This window comes from Vagococcus sp., assembly GCF_052102835.1.
In the GTDB taxonomy this organism is placed as follows: domain Bacteria; phylum Bacillota; class Bacilli; order Lactobacillales; family Vagococcaceae; genus Vagococcus.
Genome location: NZ_JBQEIL010000006.1, coordinates 124,737 through 142,478, shown reverse-complemented (window position 1 = coordinate 142,478; position 17,742 = coordinate 124,737). Strand labels below are relative to the sequence as shown.

The window sequence follows — 17,742 nt, the reverse complement described above, 5'->3', positions numbered from 1 at the left end:
GTAGCATGGATTTGAGATTATAAATATTCAAGTTTTTTATTAAATTGATTAATAATATTAATCTGAAAGGACCAGTGAATGGAATTCAATCAATTAACAACTTTTATTAAAGTCGCTCAACTTTTAAGTTTCTCAAATGCGGGAGAGGCGCTTGGCTATTCTCAATCTGCTGTAAGTGTTCATATTCAACAACTTGAAAAAGAATTAGATGTTGTTTTATTTGAGCGCATCGGCCGAAAAGTTTATCTTTCTGAGGCAGGCAATCTTTTCTTAAATGAAGCGATTGAAATAATTAGTCAGGTAGAGCGGGCCAAAGCAAAACTGAAGGAGCGAGAAACGCCTTCAGGACGATTAAGAATAGGGACCGTTGAATCACTTTCAACAGTTGTTCTCCCCCCTATATTATTAGAGTTTCATAAAAAATATCCACAGGTTAACAGTATCGTAACCAACGGAACGACGACACAATTAGAAAAAAAATTAAAAAATCATCAAATAGATTTGCTTTTAACGTTAGATTATCCAATCTATGGTGGCGACTGGATAAAATGGTTTGAAAAAGAAGAGGAAAGTGTTTTCGTAGGCTCTGAACGGTGCCTGAAAAAACTACCTAAAAAACCAACTTTAGCTGATATCCTATCTGTGCCATTTATCCTAACACAAGGTGGGGCAAGTTATCGAAAAGAGTTAGAAATTATGTTAGCAGTGGAAGAGATGACCGTCCAACCTCAACTAGAAATATCTAATCCTGAAACCATTTTACAACTTTTAAACCAAGGATTTGGTTTATCTTTTTTACCTAAATTTGTAATAGAGCATAACCATCACTTGAATTCACTTCAAACGATAGATTATCCAGTTCCGAGTTCGAATATAAAAATCCAATTGGTACAGCATAAAAATAAGCAAACTACTCAAGCGATGAAATTGTTTATTGATTTGTTTATCGAAAATTATCAAAATAAATAAAAATCAAATAAAAAAAGCAGGTAATCCAAATAATCAGGATACCTACTTTTTTTATTTTTTAAAAAGTTCCAGCAGAAAACAATTGGACACCATAAGTTCTAGAACCTGATTTCTTTGCTGCAAAACCACAAAAGCGATGATTAGGTGTTAAAATATTTTTTTTATGACCAGGTGAATCCATCCAAATTCTAAACAGTTGTTGTGCATCTTCTTTTTGAGAATATCGTGAAGTACTATAGGCAATATTTTCTGATGACGTTAAATAATTGACACCGGGAGTTACTTCATCAAGTATCGTATGATATTCTTTACCGTTTGGTCGAGTATGGTCGAATACTTTTGTGATTTCGTTCGCACGAATTTCAGCTGCTTTTAAAAGAGGCGTACTGAACTGAACTTGACTCAACTTACGTTTTTTTCGCTCATCATTTACCAAACGTAGGAGTTCTTGAGTGAACTCAGTTGGTTTTGTTTCAGAAGCATTGGCATTTGAAGGGATGGTTGCTGAAGCATTAAGATATCCTTGCCATTTTCCTTGATTATCGTACAAAGAATAGTAGGTGGCACCATTGAAAAATTCATAACGGGCACGAACATGTAATGTTTTTCCATATAAACTGGTTGAATTACCACGGCGCTGCCATTTAAAATTATTCCAAACGCCATATCCTTTTTTGTGAATTTTGACATAGCGATTGTCAGAAAAATAGGTTCCTTGATCGGTTGTATTTATCGTTGCTCCAGCATTAAGGTAACCTTTCCAAACTCCTTTTCGATCATAGAGAGAATAGTAGGTGGCTCCGTTGAAGTGCTCGTAACGACCACGTGCTTTTAAAGTTTGACCATATAAATCAGTTGATGACCCTCGATAAGTCCAGTTAAATCCATTATACAAGGACCAGCCCTTCTTATTGATTTTAACTAAACGACCATCCGAAAGATAATGACCTTGGCCGGTAGTGTTTTGTGTGGCAGTTGAATTCAAATAACCAAACCATCTCCCTTGATTATCAAATAGGGAATAGTAAGTCGCGCCATTGCTGAATTCATATCGTCCGCGTGCTTGAAAGGTCTTACCAAACAATGAAGCACTTGAACTACGTTTGACCCAATTAAAATTATTCCAAGTATTGTAATAACGATTCGTTATTTTTACATATCGACCGTCCGCGTAATAAGCCTTAGTATTTTCTTCTTTCTTTTGCTTTTTAACCACTGTGACACTTGATAATTTAGCAGATTTCTGTTTCGGTTGTTCAACATCGTTCACTTCGCTACTACTTGTCGATGCAGTAGTCGTTAAAATATTTTGAGTTGCTGAAGTACCTATTTCTTGGGCTTCATCCGAAACGGTAACGCTCTCATTTGTGCTAGTTTCAATAGTCGTTGAATCCGCGCGGACCACTTCTGAAGAAATCATTCCTAATGATAAACTTAATAAAAACAAACTCCATCTTTTTACACCTTTCATAAAACAGCCTCCAACTTTTTATTTTGAATACATTGTTATTTTATCATGAAAAAATCAGAAAGTAAATACACCTATCGGCGTTATGTGTCAAATAAGTGGAATAAGTTAGGAATTTAAAAAAAGAATTGCAACAACGGATGATAAATAATATAATTATTATTGTAATGTAATTATTCTAATTTAGGTGTTATAGAAAGGGGTTTCGTTTATAAGAATTTCAGTATAAATCATTTTATTTTTTAATTAGCTATTCAAAATAGCTAAAAATAGGAGGGAAAAACATGGATGTCGTACAGACTCTTTTAGCAATTATTCCGATTGTTTGGTTGATTTTATCGTTAGGTGTTTTTAAAATGCGTGGTGATTTAGCGTGTTTAATTGGGTTAGGGATTACTATTATCTTAAGTATTATTAGTTTTAATTTTCCAATATTGAATAGTATGACAGCTGCTCTTGAAGGAATTACAATGGCTGTTTGGCCTATCGTTTATGTTATTGTTTCAGCTGTTTTTATTTATAATGTTAGTAAAGAATCCGGTGGTATGGATACTATTATGAATATGTTAACTTCAATTTCAACGGATTTACGTGTTTTGGTATTGCTTTTGGCGTGGGGATTAGGTGGATTTTTGGAAGCGGTTGCTGGATTTGGTACAGCAGTAGCTATCCCGGCAAGTATTCTTGCGGTTCTCGGCATGTCACCAGTAAAAGCAGCTGTTATTTGTTTAATTGCAAATACTACACCAACAGCTTTCGGTGCCATTGGATTACCTGTTTCTACATTAGCTCAAGTGACAGGATTAGAAGTGAAGCAACTCTCTTACATTGTTTCTTTACAACTTTTTTTACTCATTGTTTTAATCCCTTTTATACTAGTTATGTTGACGGAAAATAAAGGAGTTAAGTCAATGAAAGGTGTTTTTGGAATCACTTTAGTATCAGGGTTGTCTTTTGGGATTCCACAAATTATTGTCTCTAAATATCTAGGTGCTGAGTTGCCATCTATTGTTGGTTCATTGGTCTGTATTGCTTTGACTATTCTTGTTGCTAAAAAAATGTCCCCTATTGGTACCGAGAAAGCACCAACGACAGAAGTCACTTTTGAACAAGGAATTAAAGCTTGGACCCCCTTTATTTTAGTCTTTATTTTAATTATTTTTAGTTCACCTTTGTTTCCAAGCATTTATAAAATATTGAATAGTGTGACAACTCAGATTCCAATTTATACGGGAGAAGGGGCAAAACCTTATACGATTGCTTGGTTAACGACTCCAGGAACTCTAATCTTAATAGCCACTTTTGTTGGCGGACTTGTTCAAGGGTTAAAGCTTAAACAAATTGTCCATATTTTAGTTAAAACGATGAAGCAGATGGGGAAGACAATGATTACTGTAGGATCAATCGTTGGACTTTCAAAAGTGATGGGTTACAGTGGAATGATTGACACGATTGCAGTCACTCTAGTGGCTTTGACAGGTTCTTTCTATCCATTTATCGCGCCAATCATCGGTGCATTAGGTACTTTTATTACGGGAAGTGATACTTCTTCAAATGTTCTTTTCGGAGAATTACAAGTCCAAGCCGCGAATAGTTTAAAAATTGACCCGTATTGGTTAGCCGCAGCAAATATGGCTGGTGCTACAGCAGGTAAGATGATTTCACCACAAAGTATTGCTGTTGCTACGGGAGCGACAGGTTTGGTTGGTGAAGAAGGCAATATCTTAAAACAAGCGATGAAATACTGTGCTATTTATATTTTGATTATTTGTGTTGTTGTTTTTGGCTTAGGCAAAGTTTTTCAATTTATTTAAAAAAATCAGCAAGAGTGTTGAAACTAACTTGTTTCAACACTCTTAGTCTATTTTATTCATTAATCTCTTATAATAGCTAAAAAAGGAATGGATTGATAATAAAATAATTGTATTTAAAGATTTAATGCTTGCCACGAGGTTTGAAAAAAATGAGCCTGTGCCTCTATTATATTTATTGGATATAGATAGATTAATGTTTTTTTATTTAATTAAAGGGTGGTATAATTAAAGTAGCTACATCCTTATCATTACTTTGAGGAGTAGGTATTAAAAAGGAGGTCTTTCAAATGGAAGAAATGGTATTCTTTAATTTAGGAAATGCAATTGCATCAAAGTTTGATCCAAAAGAATTAATGCGTGAAGCACAAGTGGTCAAAGATAATAGAAAACCATTAGGTAAATTGGTTATTGTTGAAGATAAAACTAGCGGACAGCATGTTCTTTTTGAACTAGCAGATCAAGAGGTAAAATCAAAAGAAACAAAATCATTTGTTGTGAAACAAGTCATTGATTAGTTAAAAATTTTATCGTTGGCTTGATAGTGATCCAAAACTTGTTTTTCGGGTCACTATCACGCTATTTTAAGGAAGAAGGTGTCCTTGTTGAAAGACTTACAAAAAGATTGGGCATATCATAAGTATTGGGTGATGGCTCATTCTCAAGAAGCATACCAAAACATTCGTTTGCTTTTTAAAGGAAATGATTGGAACAGTAAAAAAGAAAGAGCATATCATTTCTTTTTAGAGGAAGCTAAAAAAAAGGAACCTACGAAAGCGACATTGACTAACGCATACCAACATATTTGGGGATACTTCAAAAAAATATCAACCGTTCAAGAAAAACAAGAATATCTTAACTATTTAGAAAATATCTCGACTCAAAGTGAAGAATTTCTTTTGTTTTTAATCAATTTAAGTAAAAAATATCAAGTGACTTATCTTTTGAATTCACGAATTATTCAGGATGGTTTAACTTGATTAGTAAAAATGAAAAAAGTTCTTTTCATTGACTGGTTTGGCGAGTATAATGAACAAGGATATTTTTAAAAATTGGAAAGCGAAGTGAAGACATGGGACGTAAATGGGCTAATATTGTTGAGAAAAAAACAGCAAAAGATGCTAATAACAGCCGAATCTATGCAAAATTTGGAATAGAAATTTATGCGGCAGCAAAATCTGGTGAACCGGATCCCCACGCTAATCAAAAGCTACGTTTCGTTATCGAACGAGCAAAAACGTATAACGTACCGAAACATATTATTGATCGCGCGATTGAAAAAGCAAAAGGTGCAGGTGATGAAACTTATTCAGAATTACGTTATGAAGGATTTGGGCCAAATGGTTCAATGGTTATTGTCGATACATTAACAAATAACGTGAATCGAACGGTTGCAGAGGTCCGTTCTTCTTTTGGTAAAAATGGTGGAAATATGGGTGTATCGGGTGCGGTAGCTTATATGTTTGACAATACTGCAATCTTTGGATTCGAAGGAAACGATGCAGATGATATCTTAGAATATTTAATGGATCAAGAGATTGATGTTCGAGATGTCTTCTCTGAAAACGATCAAATTATTGTTTATGGTGAAGCTAGTGATTTTCATATCATCCAAGAGACACTAAAAGAAAAGGGAGTCGAAGCGTTTAGTGTTGCTGAAATTCAAATGTTACCCCAAACGGAAGTAAGTTTGACAGGCGAAGATTTAGAACAATTCGAAAAAATGATAGACGTACTGGATTCTCTAGAAGATGTCCAACATGTGTTTCACAATGTTGCGATTGATTAAAATTAATTTTTATTGGACTAACCAATGTTGAGATGGATGGTTGGTTGAACTCTTAAGCTTAGCGTCAAATGAGGCAGATAGTTATTTTTGAGTTAAAAGGTAAGTCAAGACATATTGTTCTTTCTTTCATTGGTTTTGTAATTTTTAAAACCTAGAATAGAAAGAAGATATGTTTTTTTATATAAAAAATACGAAAATAATAATGACTTGCTTATCATTTTTTATTCCTTTGAAACGGGATGGAAATAGCACAATAATGATGGTCAATATATATATAATATCAGGTGGTTATGTTAAGATTAATTGAAAGTTTATAAAAATAATGATTGTTATTTTTTATGATAATCATTAATAGAGTTCCAAGAAAGCGGGTTTTTAATATGAATAAGAAGTTAAGAATTGCTCTCAGTAGTTTATCAGCTATTTTAGTAATCTCAGGTGGTGCATTTTTTGCCTATACGAAATACCAAGAAAAAGAGAAGGAACAAGTTCTCCAAACGTTTATCAAATCATTTGAAAAAAAAGATTTTAAAGGATTGACTCAAACCTTATCTTCAAAATCGCTAGAGAAACAAAAATTAGACGAAATTGGGATAATTAAAAAGTATGACACTATTTTTAATGGTTTAGAAATTTCTAAAATAAAGGGAAAGATTAAACAATTAGAAAAAAATAAATTTAAACTTTCTTTTAGCATGAACACACCTTTCGGAAAAATAGAAAAGTTGGATTATCAAGGACAGCTTGTAAAAAATAAAAAGAAGTATGAAATTGTCTGGGACTATTCTTTAATTTTTCCGAAGATGACACAAGGTGATAAGGTTTATGGGATTAGCGAACCTGCTAAAAGAGGGGAGATAGTAGATGGCAACGAGCAACCCTTAGCAACGAATCATATTTATCCTCGTTATGGGATGGTTCCTAATCAATTAGGTTCAGGAGAAGACAAGAATAAAAAACTTACGGATATCGGGACTAAATTTGATGTTTCCGTGGATGATTTAAATCAACTTCTTTCTCAAGAGTGGGTCAAAGAAGATAGTTTTGTTCCTATAAAAATCGTTGATTTCAATGAACCAGTAGAGAAATACCAAATGGATGGCGTTGCAAGTCAAGATGTTGAAAAGCGGTATTACCCATTAAAAGAAGCCGCTGCTCAATTGATTGGTTACACTGGAAATGTTACAGCTGAAGAAATCGAGAAAAAACCTGAGCTTTCTAATTTTAAAGAAATAGGTAAAATGGGACTTGAAGCTCAATTTGATAAAGAACTACGTGGGAAAAATGGTGGGAAAATCAACATTCTTAATGAAAAGGATGAATTAAAGGAAGTTTTAATCGAGCAAAAAAAAGAGGACGGAAAAACAATTCAATTGACGCTTGATTCTCAAACTCAAAAAGCAGCTTTTGTAGCACTAGATAATTTGTCGGGTGCTACCGTGGTAACCGATCCTACTAATGGTGATCTTAAAGCGGTCGTTAGTTCTCCTTCTTTTGATCCTAATAAATTTATTTTAGGTCTCAGTCAAAAAGACTACGACGCGTATGCCAAAGATCCACAACATCCTTTTTCTGCTCGTTTTGCAACGGGATATGCCCCAGGGTCTACGTTTAAAACGATTACAGCAGCAATTGGGATAGATGAAAAAGTCACAACACCTGAAAAAACACATGAAATATCAGGTTTAAAATGGCAAAAAGACAGCTCGTGGGGAAATTATAGAGTGACTCGTGTATCTGATGCTGTAACTTCAGTGAACATGGAAACGGCTCTTATCTATTCGGACAATATTTATTTTTCTCAGGAAGCTTTAGAGATGGGAGAAGCTAAATATGTTGCGGGACTTAAAAAATTTCCGTTTGGGAAGAACATGGATGTTCATATTCCAATGACCCCTGCTCAAATTAGTAATGGAAAAATTAAATCAGACATATTATTAGCTGATACGTCTTATGGGCAAGGACAATTATTGATTAATCCTATTCAGCAGGCGGTAATGTACTCGGTCTTTCCTAATAAAGGTCATTTGGTTTATCCACAAATACTTGCTGATAGTAAAATAAAAAAAGAAGATAATGTTATTTCTCCAAAAGCAGCTGAGGAAGTTAGCAAGGCTTTGATCCAAACGGTTGAAAATCCGAATGGAACGGCTCATCTTTTATCAAAGAGTGATTATCGTATTGCAGCTAAAACTGGAACGGCTGAAATTAAAGAAAAGCAAGATATCAAAGGACTGGAGAATAGTTTCATTCTTGCGTTTGATGCTGATGAAGGACGCTTTTTAGTACTCAGTATGATTGAAAATGTACAAGGGACTTCAGCAGTAGAAAAGAACAAAGACTTTATTCAGTCCTTGAAATAATTAATAAAGCTAGTTTTAAGATACTAAACTTGCTTTTTTTGAAATGAAAGGTGCGCAAAAGGATGAATGTGAGATTTTCTCAGATTCATCTTTTTTATATTATTTAATTAGCTTATTGGTTAAAAAAAGATAATATCTTACCTTGATGAAATTAATCGTATCTCTCTATTTATCATTTGAAATTCCATTCTTTTTGTGCTATTGTTATGACAATAGAATGAAAGGCAAGGAGGACAGTATGGTTAATAATCGATTACCCTTATATATTAAAATAGCAAGTGATTTAAAATTTAAAATAAATTCAGGTGAATGGAAAGTGAATGAACAATTGCCAACAGAGGAAAATCTTTGTGCAATTTATGATGTTAGCCGCATCACCGTTCGCAAGGCTTTTGATGAACTAGTGAATGAAGGTTACATTTATAAAAAAAGAGCGATTGGGACCTTTGTCGCTAATCGCCAACCTGAAAGAATAGAACATAAAGATAAAATCCGGAGTTTTACACAAGAAATGAATGATATTGGCCGAGCAGTCAAGACTTTAAAAGCAAGCATTTCAGTAATAGAAGCTTCTCCAAAAATTTCTAATTTTTTAAATGTACCTGTGGGTAGTAAGGTGATGAACCTTCAACGTGTCTTTGGTACGGAAGGAGCACCTTTTGTATTCTTTGATACTTATTTTACTTGGCACACAGAATTTTCAACAGATGATAAAGATTACTATGGTTCATTTTATACTTATTTAGGCCAATTTGGAATTCAAATGGGGCTGACTAAGGAATATCTAGAAGCTGTATTACCTAACGATACTTTAATGAGGGAGCTGCCGATTACAGAAAATAGCCCGATGTTAAAGCGAGTTCGTATGGCTCAACATTTGCCCAATGATTTTTTAGAGTATTCGGAATGTTTTTATATCGGAAATGAGTATCGTTATTACGTGGATTAATAAAAAATTTAAATATATTTCTAAATAAGACTTGGAAATATATTTTTATTATATTATAATGTCATTACAACATAACATTAGGAGGAATATTATGGCAATATCATTTGTAAGAATCGATGACAGAATTATTCATGGACAGGTTGTAACACGTTGGATGAGTGAGAGACCGTGTGATGGGGTAGTAGCAGTTGATAATGGCTCTGCTGAAAATCCAATCTTATCAAAAATGTTAAAGTCTGCAGTACCGGCTCCATTGAAAGCGTTTGTATTAACGGAAGAACAAATTCAGGAAAAGTGGCCTAAGATTGTTGGGAGTAAACGTAACTATTTTTTAATCGCAAAAACTCCCGAAACATTGGTACGAATTTTAGATAATGGGGTTGACTTTATCAGCGAAGTTAAAGAATTAAATGTTGGCCCAATGAGCGCAAGAGATAATACAACTAAATACGGGAAAAACTTATGTATGACAAAAGGGGAAGAAGAAGCTTTTGATGAATTAGAAAATCGTGGAATGGAAGTTAAATATCAGTTAGTACCAGATTCAAAAATAAAAAAATGGACGGATTTAAAAGCTGAAGGAGGAGAATAATAATGGATGGCACACTTCTAGTACAAGCAATTATTATTTCAATTATTGGTTATTTAGGGGCTTTATCAACACCATGGTTATTTGGTTTAACAGGAGGTTGGTATACAATTTCGCGACCGTTAGTTTCTGGAATGATTGTGGGACTAATACTTGGTGATATGAAACAAGGAATTTTAATAGGGGTAGCAATTCAGACCGTTTATATTGCGATGGTCACACCTGGTGGACAGATGCCAGCAGACTTAAACTTTGTTGCTTATCCGGCAATCGCTTTGGCAATGTTGACTAACGCAAGTACTGAAGTTTCAGTGACACTTGCAACAACAATTGGTGTTTTAGGAACAATTGTCTTCAACTTATATCAAGTGTCGAACTCATTTTGGAACCATCGTGCAATCGCGGCGATTGAAGCAGAAGATTATAAAAAATTCCGTTTTAATGCGATCTTCGGACCACAATTGGTCAATTTTTTAACTCGTTTTATCCCTTCTTTTCTAGTCATTTATTTTGGCTCTTCATTTGCAAAAGAAATGTTAGAATCTATGCCTCAATATATTATTGATGTGATGGGCTATCTTGGTGGAGCTTTACCAGCAATTGGGATTGCGATGTTATTAACAGCCGTTGTTAAAGAAAAATCATTATTTTTATTTTTCTTATTCGGATTTGTTTGTATCGTATTTTTAGAATTAAATATGATTGCATTAACAATTGTCGCAGGTGTTATTGCTTATCTATTTTATATTGGAACATCTAAAAAAACAGTCGTAGTTTCAGGTAATACTGAAGACGATGAGGAGGACGAATTCTAATGGAAGAGAAAAAACTTTTAGACAAAAAAACACTAACTAAATCTTATAATAATTGGATGAAGTACAATTTGGTTGCGATGAGTTTTGAATTTTTAGAAGCTTTGGGATTTGCTTTATCGATGGAGCCTGTTGCTGATAAGCTTTATAAAGATGAACCAGAAAAGAAAAAAGAAATGATGCAACGTCATACAGTCTTCTATAATACCGAACCACAAGCCGGTGCATTAGTTACAGGGATTGCGGTTGGTCTTGAAGAGCAAAAAGCGCTTGGAAACACAGGGGTTACTGGAGATTTAATAAACGGGTTAAAAATTGGTTTAATGGGCCCGATTGCAGGAATTGGTGACTCAATGATCCCTGGAATGTTGATTCCTATTCTTTTATCAATTGGAATGGGCTTATCTTCTAACGGTAGTCCCCTAGGCGTCTTGTTCTACGTTATTACTTATAACCTTATTATGTATTTTGGAACTCGCTTTTTATTTTTTAAAGGCTATGAACTTGGTGCTGAATCGATTGATATCTTTACCGGCGAGAAAGCACAACAAATTACTCGTGCTATCACGGTTTTAGGAATGACGGTTATCGGTGGGGTTGCGGCATCTTATGTAAACGTTGATTTAAAAGCAAAAGTTGCACTAAGAGGTGCTGAAATTGACATTCAAAGCATTTTGGATGGTATTTTCCCTAAATTGTTACCATTAGCGATTATTTTTGGTTCTTGGTACTTAATGTCTAAGAAAAAAGTATCTCCAGTTAAACTAATTTTAATTTACTTTATTGTAGCATTTGTAGGCGTGGGTATTGGTTATTTATTCTTATGATTAAGGGAGCGGTTTAATTGAAAAAAACGATTGTTTTAGTTAGTCATTTTGGATTGGCTAAAGGTATGAAAACAGCAGCTGAATTTATATTAGGTGAGCAAGCAGATTTTTACGCGATTGAACTTGATAACGAAGGAATCACTTCTTTTAAAGAGCGATTAAAAGAATTAAGTAAAAATTTTGACGATCAGGAAATCATTCTTATTTCAGATATTCCTTCTGGTTCTCCTGGAACGACTTCTTTTACTGAATTAAATCATTTAGGTCATGTATCACTTGTTTCTGGGATGAATTTACCCCTAGTAATTGAGATGTTGTTAATGAGAGAATCCAAAATCACTTCTGAATTAATTGCTGATGGAATTACTAGCAGTCAACAAGCGATTATTGATTTTGGTGCAAAATTAGCCGAAAGTGATACAGAAGAAGAAGATTTTTAAATAAATAAATGGAGGAGATCTCTTGGAATCATCAGTAGTACGTCCAAAAATAACTATAAAAAAAGAAGCTACAATTGCAACATCGTATGATGAAATTATCAAAACAATTGAGAATAAAATAGGTGAGTTACCTTTCTCAATTGGTATCGAATGTTATCCAGTAACAAATGAAAATTTAATCAAAGAAAAAATGATTGAACCTTTAAAAGCAGATAATGTTGTTAAAGCCAGTGATTTATTCTATTCATCTAAAAAAGTAACAGATATGATAAAAACTAATTTAACGGATGACCGTATTTTTGGTTTAATGAGTCACCATCAACTAACAGACTTTATTGATCAAAAAAGTTACGACAGAATAAATGATCAATTTAATTCAACAGAAAAAAAATTAAATATCATTTATGGGATGGGCGCTAGTTTGATCGAAAACTTAGATTTAATTATTTACGTTGATTTAGCTCGCTGGGAAATCCAAACGCGTTATCGTTCTGGGGAATATAGTAACTGGAAAGCAAATAATGCAGGTGAAGATCCATTGAGAATGATTAAACGAGGTTATTTCTTTGAATGGCGAGTAGCTGATCGTTATAAACGTGAATTATCTCATAAAATTGATTATCTATTAGATATTCATGATGAAGCAGCACCTAAAATGATTGATTATCCGTCTTATTTAGTTGCACTTGAAGAAGTGGCATCTCAGCCTTTCTCTTTAGTACCTTTCTTCGACCCTGGTGTTTGGGGAGGAAATTGGATGCAAAAAACGTTTGGCGTTGATCAAGAGAAAGAAAATCTTGCGTGGAGTTTTAATGGCGTTCCGGAAGAGAATAGTTTACTTTTAGATTTCGGTGGTACTCAAATTGAAATCCCCGCAAATAATCTGATTTTTGAACATGCTGAAAAGCTCCTAGGTCGTCGTGCGTTTGGGCGATTTGGTCATGAGTTTCCTATTCGCTTTAATTTCCTAGATACTATGGGGGGACAGAATTTAAGTTTACAAGTTCATCCTAAAGTTGACTATACACAAATGAATTTTGGAGCGCATTATACACAAGATGAGAGTTATTATATTCTTGAAGCGGAAGAAGATGCTGTCGTTTATTTAGGAGTAAAAAATGGGGTCAAAGAAGAGAACCTTATTCAGGCATTGGAAGAAGCAGAAACAACGGGTCAATTTGATGATGAAAAATATATTCACCGTCATATTATGAAAAAACATGATCATTTCTTGATTCCTTCTGGAACAATTCATTCAAGCGGTAAAGATTCAGTAGTTCTCGAAATAAGTGCAACGCCTAATCGCTTTACTTTTAAATTATGGGATTGGGATCGTGTTGATTTTGATGGTTTACCACGTCCCGTTAATGTTAACCATGGAAAACATAATATTGATATTTATAAAGACGCTGACTGGGTAGAAAAAGAATTAGTCAACGTAATTGAACCTATTGAGCAAGGTGAAGGGTGGTCTGAAGAAAGAACGGGCTTACATGAAACTGAGTTTATTGAAACAAGAAGACATAAGTTTTCTAAAAAAGTCCACCACATCAATCATGGCAGTGTCAATGTTTTAAACTTAGTTGAAGGTGAGGAAGCTTTAGTGACAAGTGTTGATAATCGTTTTGAACCTTTTAAAGTAACTTATGCTCAAACCTTTATTATTCCTGCGTCAATAAGAGAATATTATATTGAACCCATCGGAAAAAGTATAGGCAAAGAAATAATGACATTAAAAGCTTTTGTTCGTTAGTCACTGGTTTTAAAATTAAAAATGATTAAATAAGAAAAGAGAGAGGGATACTTGTTATTCATCTCTTTCTTTTTAATAATCAAATTTTTTTAAAGGAGTTTTTAAATAATGATAAAGCACATTTTTTCTGATATGGATGGAACCTTATTAACTTCTGATGGGAAAATAACAAAGGAAACCATCGAAGCCATTACAGAAACCAAGATTGAAACAACGTTAGTTTCAGCACGAGCTCCAATTGAGATGAAGTGGGCTACTGATGTTCTTGGTGTCTCTAAGTATCAAGTTTCTTTCAATGGTGGTCTTGTTATCCGATACGAAAATGACGAGGAGATAACGCTCTTTGAAAAATATATTGACCCTCAAATTGTCCTTGATATTTTTCTTGACGTCAGAAAAAAACTTCCTAACATAAGTATTAATTTATACGGAAAGACAGAATGGTTGACAGATAGAGAAGATAGTGGTGTTGAGCATCAACGGAAAGTCACCGGTCGAAAACCTACTATTTGTGATATTCGTAAGGTTTTAGTTCAAGAGCCACTAAATGTATTTAAGATTACTATGGTAACTTTTAACTCCCTAGAGCTTGAAGTACTAGAAGAAATGTTTACCTTGCTAGCAATCTCAGGGATTAATGCACATCAGACTAGTCCTTATCATTTTGAAATTACACACGCAGAGGCCATAAAGTCTAATGGTGTTCAACAAGTTTTGAATGAATTACAATTAACTTCTGATAACATTATGGTCATTGGTGATGGTGACAACGATATCCCTATGTTGAAACTTTCAAAATATCCTGTTGCAATGGGCAATGCGAAAGACCACGTGAAGGAAATCGCTTGTTTCGTGACAAAAACGAACGATGAAAATGGAGTCGCTCATAGCTTTAAGGCACTATTAAAATAAGTTTAGGGATTATTTTTTCATTTCACTTGAAATAAATGCATCAATTAACTACTATTAGATAGTGAATGGAGAAATATATGAAAAAATATACTTTATACTTAGACGAAAGTAACGCATTTGATGCGGTTAGTGGAAATAGCGTATTATGTGTTGCAGGGATCATTATCCCTGAGTCGTTAGAACTCACCATTAAAGCGGAATTAAATGAAATAAAACGAGCTCATTTTGGTAAAACCTCGATTACTTTTCATGAAAAAGAAATTCGTGAGGTCAATAATCGACGGACAAAACATCCTAAGGTAGAAGAATTTATGTACTATCGGAGCAAAGGGCATTGTCGAGATCTTTATCTGAGGTTAGGTCATATTATTAAGTCAAATAATCTAAAAGTTGTCGGTGTTTGTATTGATACAAATCAACTCAAAAAATTTTATAAAACAACTCAAAAAATTGATGGATACCGTTCGGCCATTGAATTATTGATGCAAAATTTCACTCAGTTTTTGTTGATTAATGATGCGGTAGGAAAAATTATTTTAGAAGGTCGTAGTTTAGACAGTACGGTTGAAAATTCAGCCGATTTATTGGTTAAATCGAAGTATTATTTTGTTAAAGCCATCGGAACAACCATTATTCCAGCTAATGATATTCAATCACGATTGACAGGTATTCAATTTTTAAGAAAAACTGACAATAATACAGGGTTACAATTAGCCGATTTTATTCCTAATAATTTTGCTAGACAGCGGGTAGGGTTGAAAAGACATACAATCAATATGATGGATATTCTAGAACAACAATTATACGACGGCTACGTCAATGATATTAAACGTTTTGGTATGATTCAATTACCATAATTAATAATAGATATACATTGAATAACTTAGTGTAGAGGTGTATAATTGAATTGATTTCGGGATTGCTGTTTGTATCAGTTCTAGATGTTGTTAAAACATCTCAATCTGCGGTTTTTTTTATGGTTGCGGAGTGGTTTTATTTGTCACTTACGCTGGTTTTTTTGATTGAGGCAATTTAAAAGTTGCCTCTTTTTGCTTAATATGGAAAGTAGGGATAAATATGGGGGGAAAACGCTGTGATTGGGCGGAACATAATGATTTAGAACGTGATTATCATGATCAAGAGTGGGGAAAGCCACTTCATGACGAGCACCTATTATTTGAACTTTTAGTTCTTGAAAGTATGCAAGCAGGACTTAGTTGGTTAACTATTCTAAAAAAAAGAGAGACATTAAAACAAGCTTATGATGCTTTTGATTATCAAAAAATTTCTTTATATGGTGAAGATAAAATTGCTCAACTACTCGTAGACCCGGGTATTATTCGTCATAATTTGAAAATAAGAGCAACAATCAACAATGCCAATCGATTTATGGATATTCAAAAAGAACATGGTAGTTTTGATTGTTACATTTGGTCATTTGTTGATAGGAAACCGATTATCAATCAGTGGGAAACAATCACTGACGTTCCGGCTTCAACGCCGTTATCTGATGAAATCAGTAAAGAGCTTAAGAAAAAAGGTTTTAAATTCCTTGGAACAACAACTGTTTATGCGTATATGCAGGCGATTGGCATGGTGAATGACCATCTTGTTTCATGTGACTTTAGATAAGCTTAAAACCGTTAGTATTATGATTTTAAGCCAGATATTAGTTAAAGTAAACCTCGTTTCAATGACAAGTTATCCTTTTGTCATTGAAACGAGGTTTTTATTATAGTTTAGTTTTAAGGACTGCTAGAGCAAGTGCTTTTTGAATAACGTCAATATTTTTATCTTTTTTAAATTGTAGTGTTTCAGCAGGTTCTACACCACTTGAAATCCAAATTTTTAATTCTGCATCTAAATCAAAATGACCAGAAGTTTCAACACTAAAACGTGAAATACTGTGATAAGGAATTGATTTATAAGATACTTTTTTTCCTGTTAAACCTTGTTTATCTACCAAAATCAAGCGATACTCCGTGAAGACAATTAAATCACGGACTAATTTGAAAGCTAAATCAATTGATTCCTCAGATAATAAGACTGATGTTAATTCTTTGTTAACCTCTTCGTGACTAATTTCGTTTGCATTTCCTAATAATCCATCGAATAAACTCATTTTATTTTCTCCTCTTTAAACTAATTTGATAGGTGACGATGGAATTGTTATTCCATTGGCTGTTAATTTTTCAATATAAGCCGTTGTTAATTTAGTTTTCACAGTGAACTGCGTACCAGCTTCTGCATAAGCGACCACGCGAACAGCGAAAGAGCCGTTTTCTAAATTGACTAAACCAACAATGGTAATTTCTGATTTTAATTCTGGAATATTCTCGCGAATATGTTCATTTACTTCTAAAATAAGATCTTTGACTTTTTCAATATCATCTTCTGGATTAACACGTACGTCAATGAGCACTTGTTGATCACCACGGGATAAATTACTCACGGTCAAAATTTCTCGATTAGGAATAAAATTAACTGTTCCATTGAAGCTCTTGACTTGAGTCGTTCTAAGTCCCACTTGTGTGACAGTCCCTTCGATTGAATTAATTAATACGTGGTCTCCAACATCTAATTGGCGTTCATAAATAATGAAAAACCCTGAGATAACATCACTAATAAAGCCCTGCGCACCGAGTCCGATTGCCACCCCAGCGATTCCAGCTCCGGCTATTAAGGAACCAACAGGAACGCCCGTAATTGTTAATACTGCATAAATTGCAATGAAAAACAAAAAATATTGTAAAAAATTGCGCGCGACCGTTTCTAAAGTATCAATTCGCCCTACGTTTGTACTTTGTTTCTTTTTATAATTACTAAAAGAATTTGCAAGTACTTTTAATATGATTTTGCGTGTAATTCCAATAATGATTAAAATGATAATAATACTAAGTCCTTTTGAAATGACTGTTCCTAATATTTTATCCCAATCTAATTTATCCCAAAATTTTTGAAAAAGATTTAAACTTTTTTCGGTTTGTTTTAATAAAGGAATAGTCTCAGTTGCTGAGGTTGAAGCGTCCATAACAATCAACTCCTTTCTTTTTCTTTTGT

At 33.8% G+C, this 17,742-nt stretch carries 18 protein-coding genes; 15 read left to right on the top strand and 3 right to left on the bottom strand.

Annotated elements, in window-relative coordinates; all coding sequences use genetic code 11:
* The first annotated feature begins 78 nt into the window (after positions 1 to 78).
* Entirely contained in the window at positions 79 to 969 is an 891-nt protein-coding gene (locus ACTJFD_RS07770; RefSeq protein ID WP_442260770.1) for a LysR family transcriptional regulator, read from the top strand.
* A gap of 58 nt (positions 970 to 1,027) precedes the next feature.
* Here ACTJFD_RS07770 and ACTJFD_RS07765 read toward each other — a convergent pair whose 3' ends face one another.
* A complete protein-coding gene (locus ACTJFD_RS07765; protein ID WP_442260769.1) occupies positions 1,028 to 2,440 on the bottom strand; it encodes a CAP domain-containing protein in 1,413 nt (470 codons plus the stop codon).
* Between the two features lie 281 nt (positions 2,441 to 2,721).
* On the opposite strand from ACTJFD_RS07765, the gene ACTJFD_RS07760 reads away from it, so the two are divergent.
* The 14 genes from ACTJFD_RS07760 (at position 2,722) to ACTJFD_RS07695 (ending at position 16,314) form a co-directional block, all read left to right on the top strand.
* On the top strand, positions 2,722 to 4,251 hold the full coding sequence (locus ACTJFD_RS07760; protein ID WP_442260768.1) for an L-lactate permease: 1,530 nt from the start codon (positions 2,722 to 2,724) through the stop codon (positions 4,249 to 4,251).
* A 287-nt stretch (positions 4,252 to 4,538) separates the two neighbouring features.
* Entirely contained in the window at positions 4,539 to 4,766 is a 228-nt protein-coding gene (locus tag ACTJFD_RS07755; protein ID WP_442260767.1) for a hypothetical protein, read from the top strand.
* 78 nt (positions 4,767 to 4,844) lie between these two features.
* Positions 4,845 to 5,228, top strand: a complete 384-nt coding sequence (locus tag ACTJFD_RS07750) for a DUF1722 domain-containing protein (RefSeq protein WP_442260766.1) — start codon at positions 4,845 to 4,847, stop codon at positions 5,226 to 5,228.
* Positions 5,229 to 5,320: 92 nt separating this feature from the next.
* Positions 5,321 to 6,037, top strand: a complete 717-nt coding sequence (locus ACTJFD_RS07745; protein WP_442260765.1) for a YebC/PmpR family DNA-binding transcriptional regulator — start codon at positions 5,321 to 5,323, stop codon at positions 6,035 to 6,037.
* Positions 6,038 to 6,417: 380 nt separating this feature from the next.
* A complete protein-coding gene (pbp4, locus tag ACTJFD_RS07740) occupies positions 6,418 to 8,400 on the top strand; it encodes a penicillin-binding protein PBP4(5) (protein WP_442260764.1) in 1,983 nt (660 codons plus the stop codon).
* Positions 8,401 to 8,638: 238 nt separating this feature from the next.
* A complete protein-coding gene (locus ACTJFD_RS07735; RefSeq protein WP_442260763.1) occupies positions 8,639 to 9,349 on the top strand; it encodes a GntR family transcriptional regulator in 711 nt (236 codons plus the stop codon).
* 91 nt (positions 9,350 to 9,440) lie between these two features.
* A complete protein-coding gene (locus ACTJFD_RS07730) occupies positions 9,441 to 9,941 on the top strand; it encodes a PTS system mannose/fructose/N-acetylgalactosamine-transporter subunit IIB (RefSeq protein WP_442260762.1) in 501 nt (166 codons plus the stop codon).
* A 2-nt stretch (positions 9,942 to 9,943) separates the two neighbouring features.
* Positions 9,944 to 10,753, top strand: a complete 810-nt coding sequence (locus tag ACTJFD_RS07725) for a PTS mannose/fructose/sorbose/N-acetylgalactosamine transporter subunit IIC (RefSeq protein ID WP_442260761.1) — start codon at positions 9,944 to 9,946, stop codon at positions 10,751 to 10,753.
* Entirely contained in the window at positions 10,753 to 11,577 is an 825-nt protein-coding gene (locus ACTJFD_RS07720; RefSeq protein ID WP_442260760.1) for a PTS system mannose/fructose/sorbose family transporter subunit IID, read from the top strand. Before ACTJFD_RS07725 ends, ACTJFD_RS07720 begins: the two co-directional genes overlap by 1 nt.
* A 17-nt stretch (positions 11,578 to 11,594) precedes the next feature.
* Positions 11,595 to 12,017, top strand: coding sequence for a PTS sugar transporter subunit IIA (locus ACTJFD_RS07715; RefSeq protein WP_442260759.1), 423 nt, complete (start codon positions 11,595 to 11,597; stop codon positions 12,015 to 12,017).
* A gap of 22 nt (positions 12,018 to 12,039) precedes the next feature.
* Positions 12,040 to 13,770 carry a class I mannose-6-phosphate isomerase gene (locus ACTJFD_RS07710; RefSeq protein WP_442260758.1) on the top strand — a complete coding sequence of 577 codons (1,731 nt, stop codon included), beginning with the start codon at positions 12,040 to 12,042 and terminating at the stop codon, positions 13,768 to 13,770.
* A 108-nt stretch (positions 13,771 to 13,878) separates the two neighbouring features.
* Positions 13,879 to 14,682 (top strand): HAD family hydrolase, encoded by an 804-nt coding sequence (locus ACTJFD_RS07705; RefSeq protein ID WP_442260757.1) that lies wholly within the window; start codon positions 13,879 to 13,881, stop codon positions 14,680 to 14,682.
* 77 nt (positions 14,683 to 14,759) lie between these two features.
* On the top strand, positions 14,760 to 15,539 hold the full coding sequence (locus ACTJFD_RS07700) for a DUF3800 domain-containing protein (RefSeq protein ID WP_442260756.1): 780 nt from the start codon (positions 14,760 to 14,762) through the stop codon (positions 15,537 to 15,539).
* A gap of 220 nt (positions 15,540 to 15,759) precedes the next feature.
* Entirely contained in the window at positions 15,760 to 16,314 is a 555-nt protein-coding gene (locus ACTJFD_RS07695) for a DNA-3-methyladenine glycosylase I (protein ID WP_442260755.1), read from the top strand.
* A 100-nt stretch (positions 16,315 to 16,414) separates the two neighbouring features.
* Here ACTJFD_RS07695 and ACTJFD_RS07690 read toward each other — a convergent pair whose 3' ends face one another.
* Positions 16,415 to 16,804: a PH domain-containing protein gene (locus ACTJFD_RS07690; protein ID WP_442260754.1), complete on the bottom strand. Its 390-nt coding sequence runs from the start codon at positions 16,802 to 16,804 to the stop codon at positions 16,415 to 16,417.
* Between the two features lie 15 nt (positions 16,805 to 16,819).
* The gene (locus ACTJFD_RS07685; RefSeq protein ID WP_442260753.1) at positions 16,820 to 17,713 is read right to left on the bottom strand and encodes a mechanosensitive ion channel family protein; all 894 of its coding nucleotides are present in this window, start codon (positions 17,711 to 17,713) and stop codon (positions 16,820 to 16,822) included.
* Positions 17,714 to 17,742 lie beyond the last annotated feature (29 nt).

What these genes read in the sequence shown, in the direction of transcription:
- ACTJFD_RS07765 (WP_442260769.1), bottom strand. Translation starts at nt 2,440, where the DNA reads ATGAAAGGTGTAAAAAGATGGAGTTTGTTTTTATTAAGTTTATCATTA.
- ACTJFD_RS07695 (WP_442260755.1), top strand. Translation starts at nt 15,760, where the DNA reads ATGGGGGGAAAACGCTGTGATTGGGCGGAACATAATGATTTAGAACGT.
- ACTJFD_RS07760 (WP_442260768.1), top strand. Translation starts at nt 2,722, where the DNA reads ATGGATGTCGTACAGACTCTTTTAGCAATTATTCCGATTGTTTGGTTG.
- pbp4 (WP_442260764.1), top strand. Translation starts at nt 6,418, where the DNA reads ATGAATAAGAAGTTAAGAATTGCTCTCAGTAGTTTATCAGCTATTTTA.
- ACTJFD_RS07725 (WP_442260761.1), top strand. Translation starts at nt 9,944, where the DNA reads ATGGATGGCACACTTCTAGTACAAGCAATTATTATTTCAATTATTGGT.
- ACTJFD_RS07755 (WP_442260767.1), top strand. Translation starts at nt 4,539, where the DNA reads ATGGAAGAAATGGTATTCTTTAATTTAGGAAATGCAATTGCATCAAAG.
- ACTJFD_RS07720 (WP_442260760.1), top strand. Translation starts at nt 10,753, where the DNA reads ATGGAAGAGAAAAAACTTTTAGACAAAAAAACACTAACTAAATCTTAT.
- ACTJFD_RS07690 (WP_442260754.1), bottom strand. Translation starts at nt 16,804, where the DNA reads ATGAGTTTATTCGATGGATTATTAGGAAATGCAAACGAAATTAGTCAC.
- ACTJFD_RS07705 (WP_442260757.1), top strand. Translation starts at nt 13,879, where the DNA reads ATGATAAAGCACATTTTTTCTGATATGGATGGAACCTTATTAACTTCT.
- ACTJFD_RS07700 (WP_442260756.1), top strand. Translation starts at nt 14,760, where the DNA reads ATGAAAAAATATACTTTATACTTAGACGAAAGTAACGCATTTGATGCG.
- ACTJFD_RS07745 (WP_442260765.1), top strand. Translation starts at nt 5,321, where the DNA reads ATGGGACGTAAATGGGCTAATATTGTTGAGAAAAAAACAGCAAAAGAT.
- ACTJFD_RS07770 (WP_442260770.1), top strand. Translation starts at nt 79, where the DNA reads ATGGAATTCAATCAATTAACAACTTTTATTAAAGTCGCTCAACTTTTA.
- ACTJFD_RS07685 (WP_442260753.1), bottom strand. Translation starts at nt 17,713, where the DNA reads ATGGACGCTTCAACCTCAGCAACTGAGACTATTCCTTTATTAAAACAA.
- ACTJFD_RS07735 (WP_442260763.1), top strand. Translation starts at nt 8,639, where the DNA reads ATGGTTAATAATCGATTACCCTTATATATTAAAATAGCAAGTGATTTA.
- ACTJFD_RS07730 (WP_442260762.1), top strand. Translation starts at nt 9,441, where the DNA reads ATGGCAATATCATTTGTAAGAATCGATGACAGAATTATTCATGGACAG.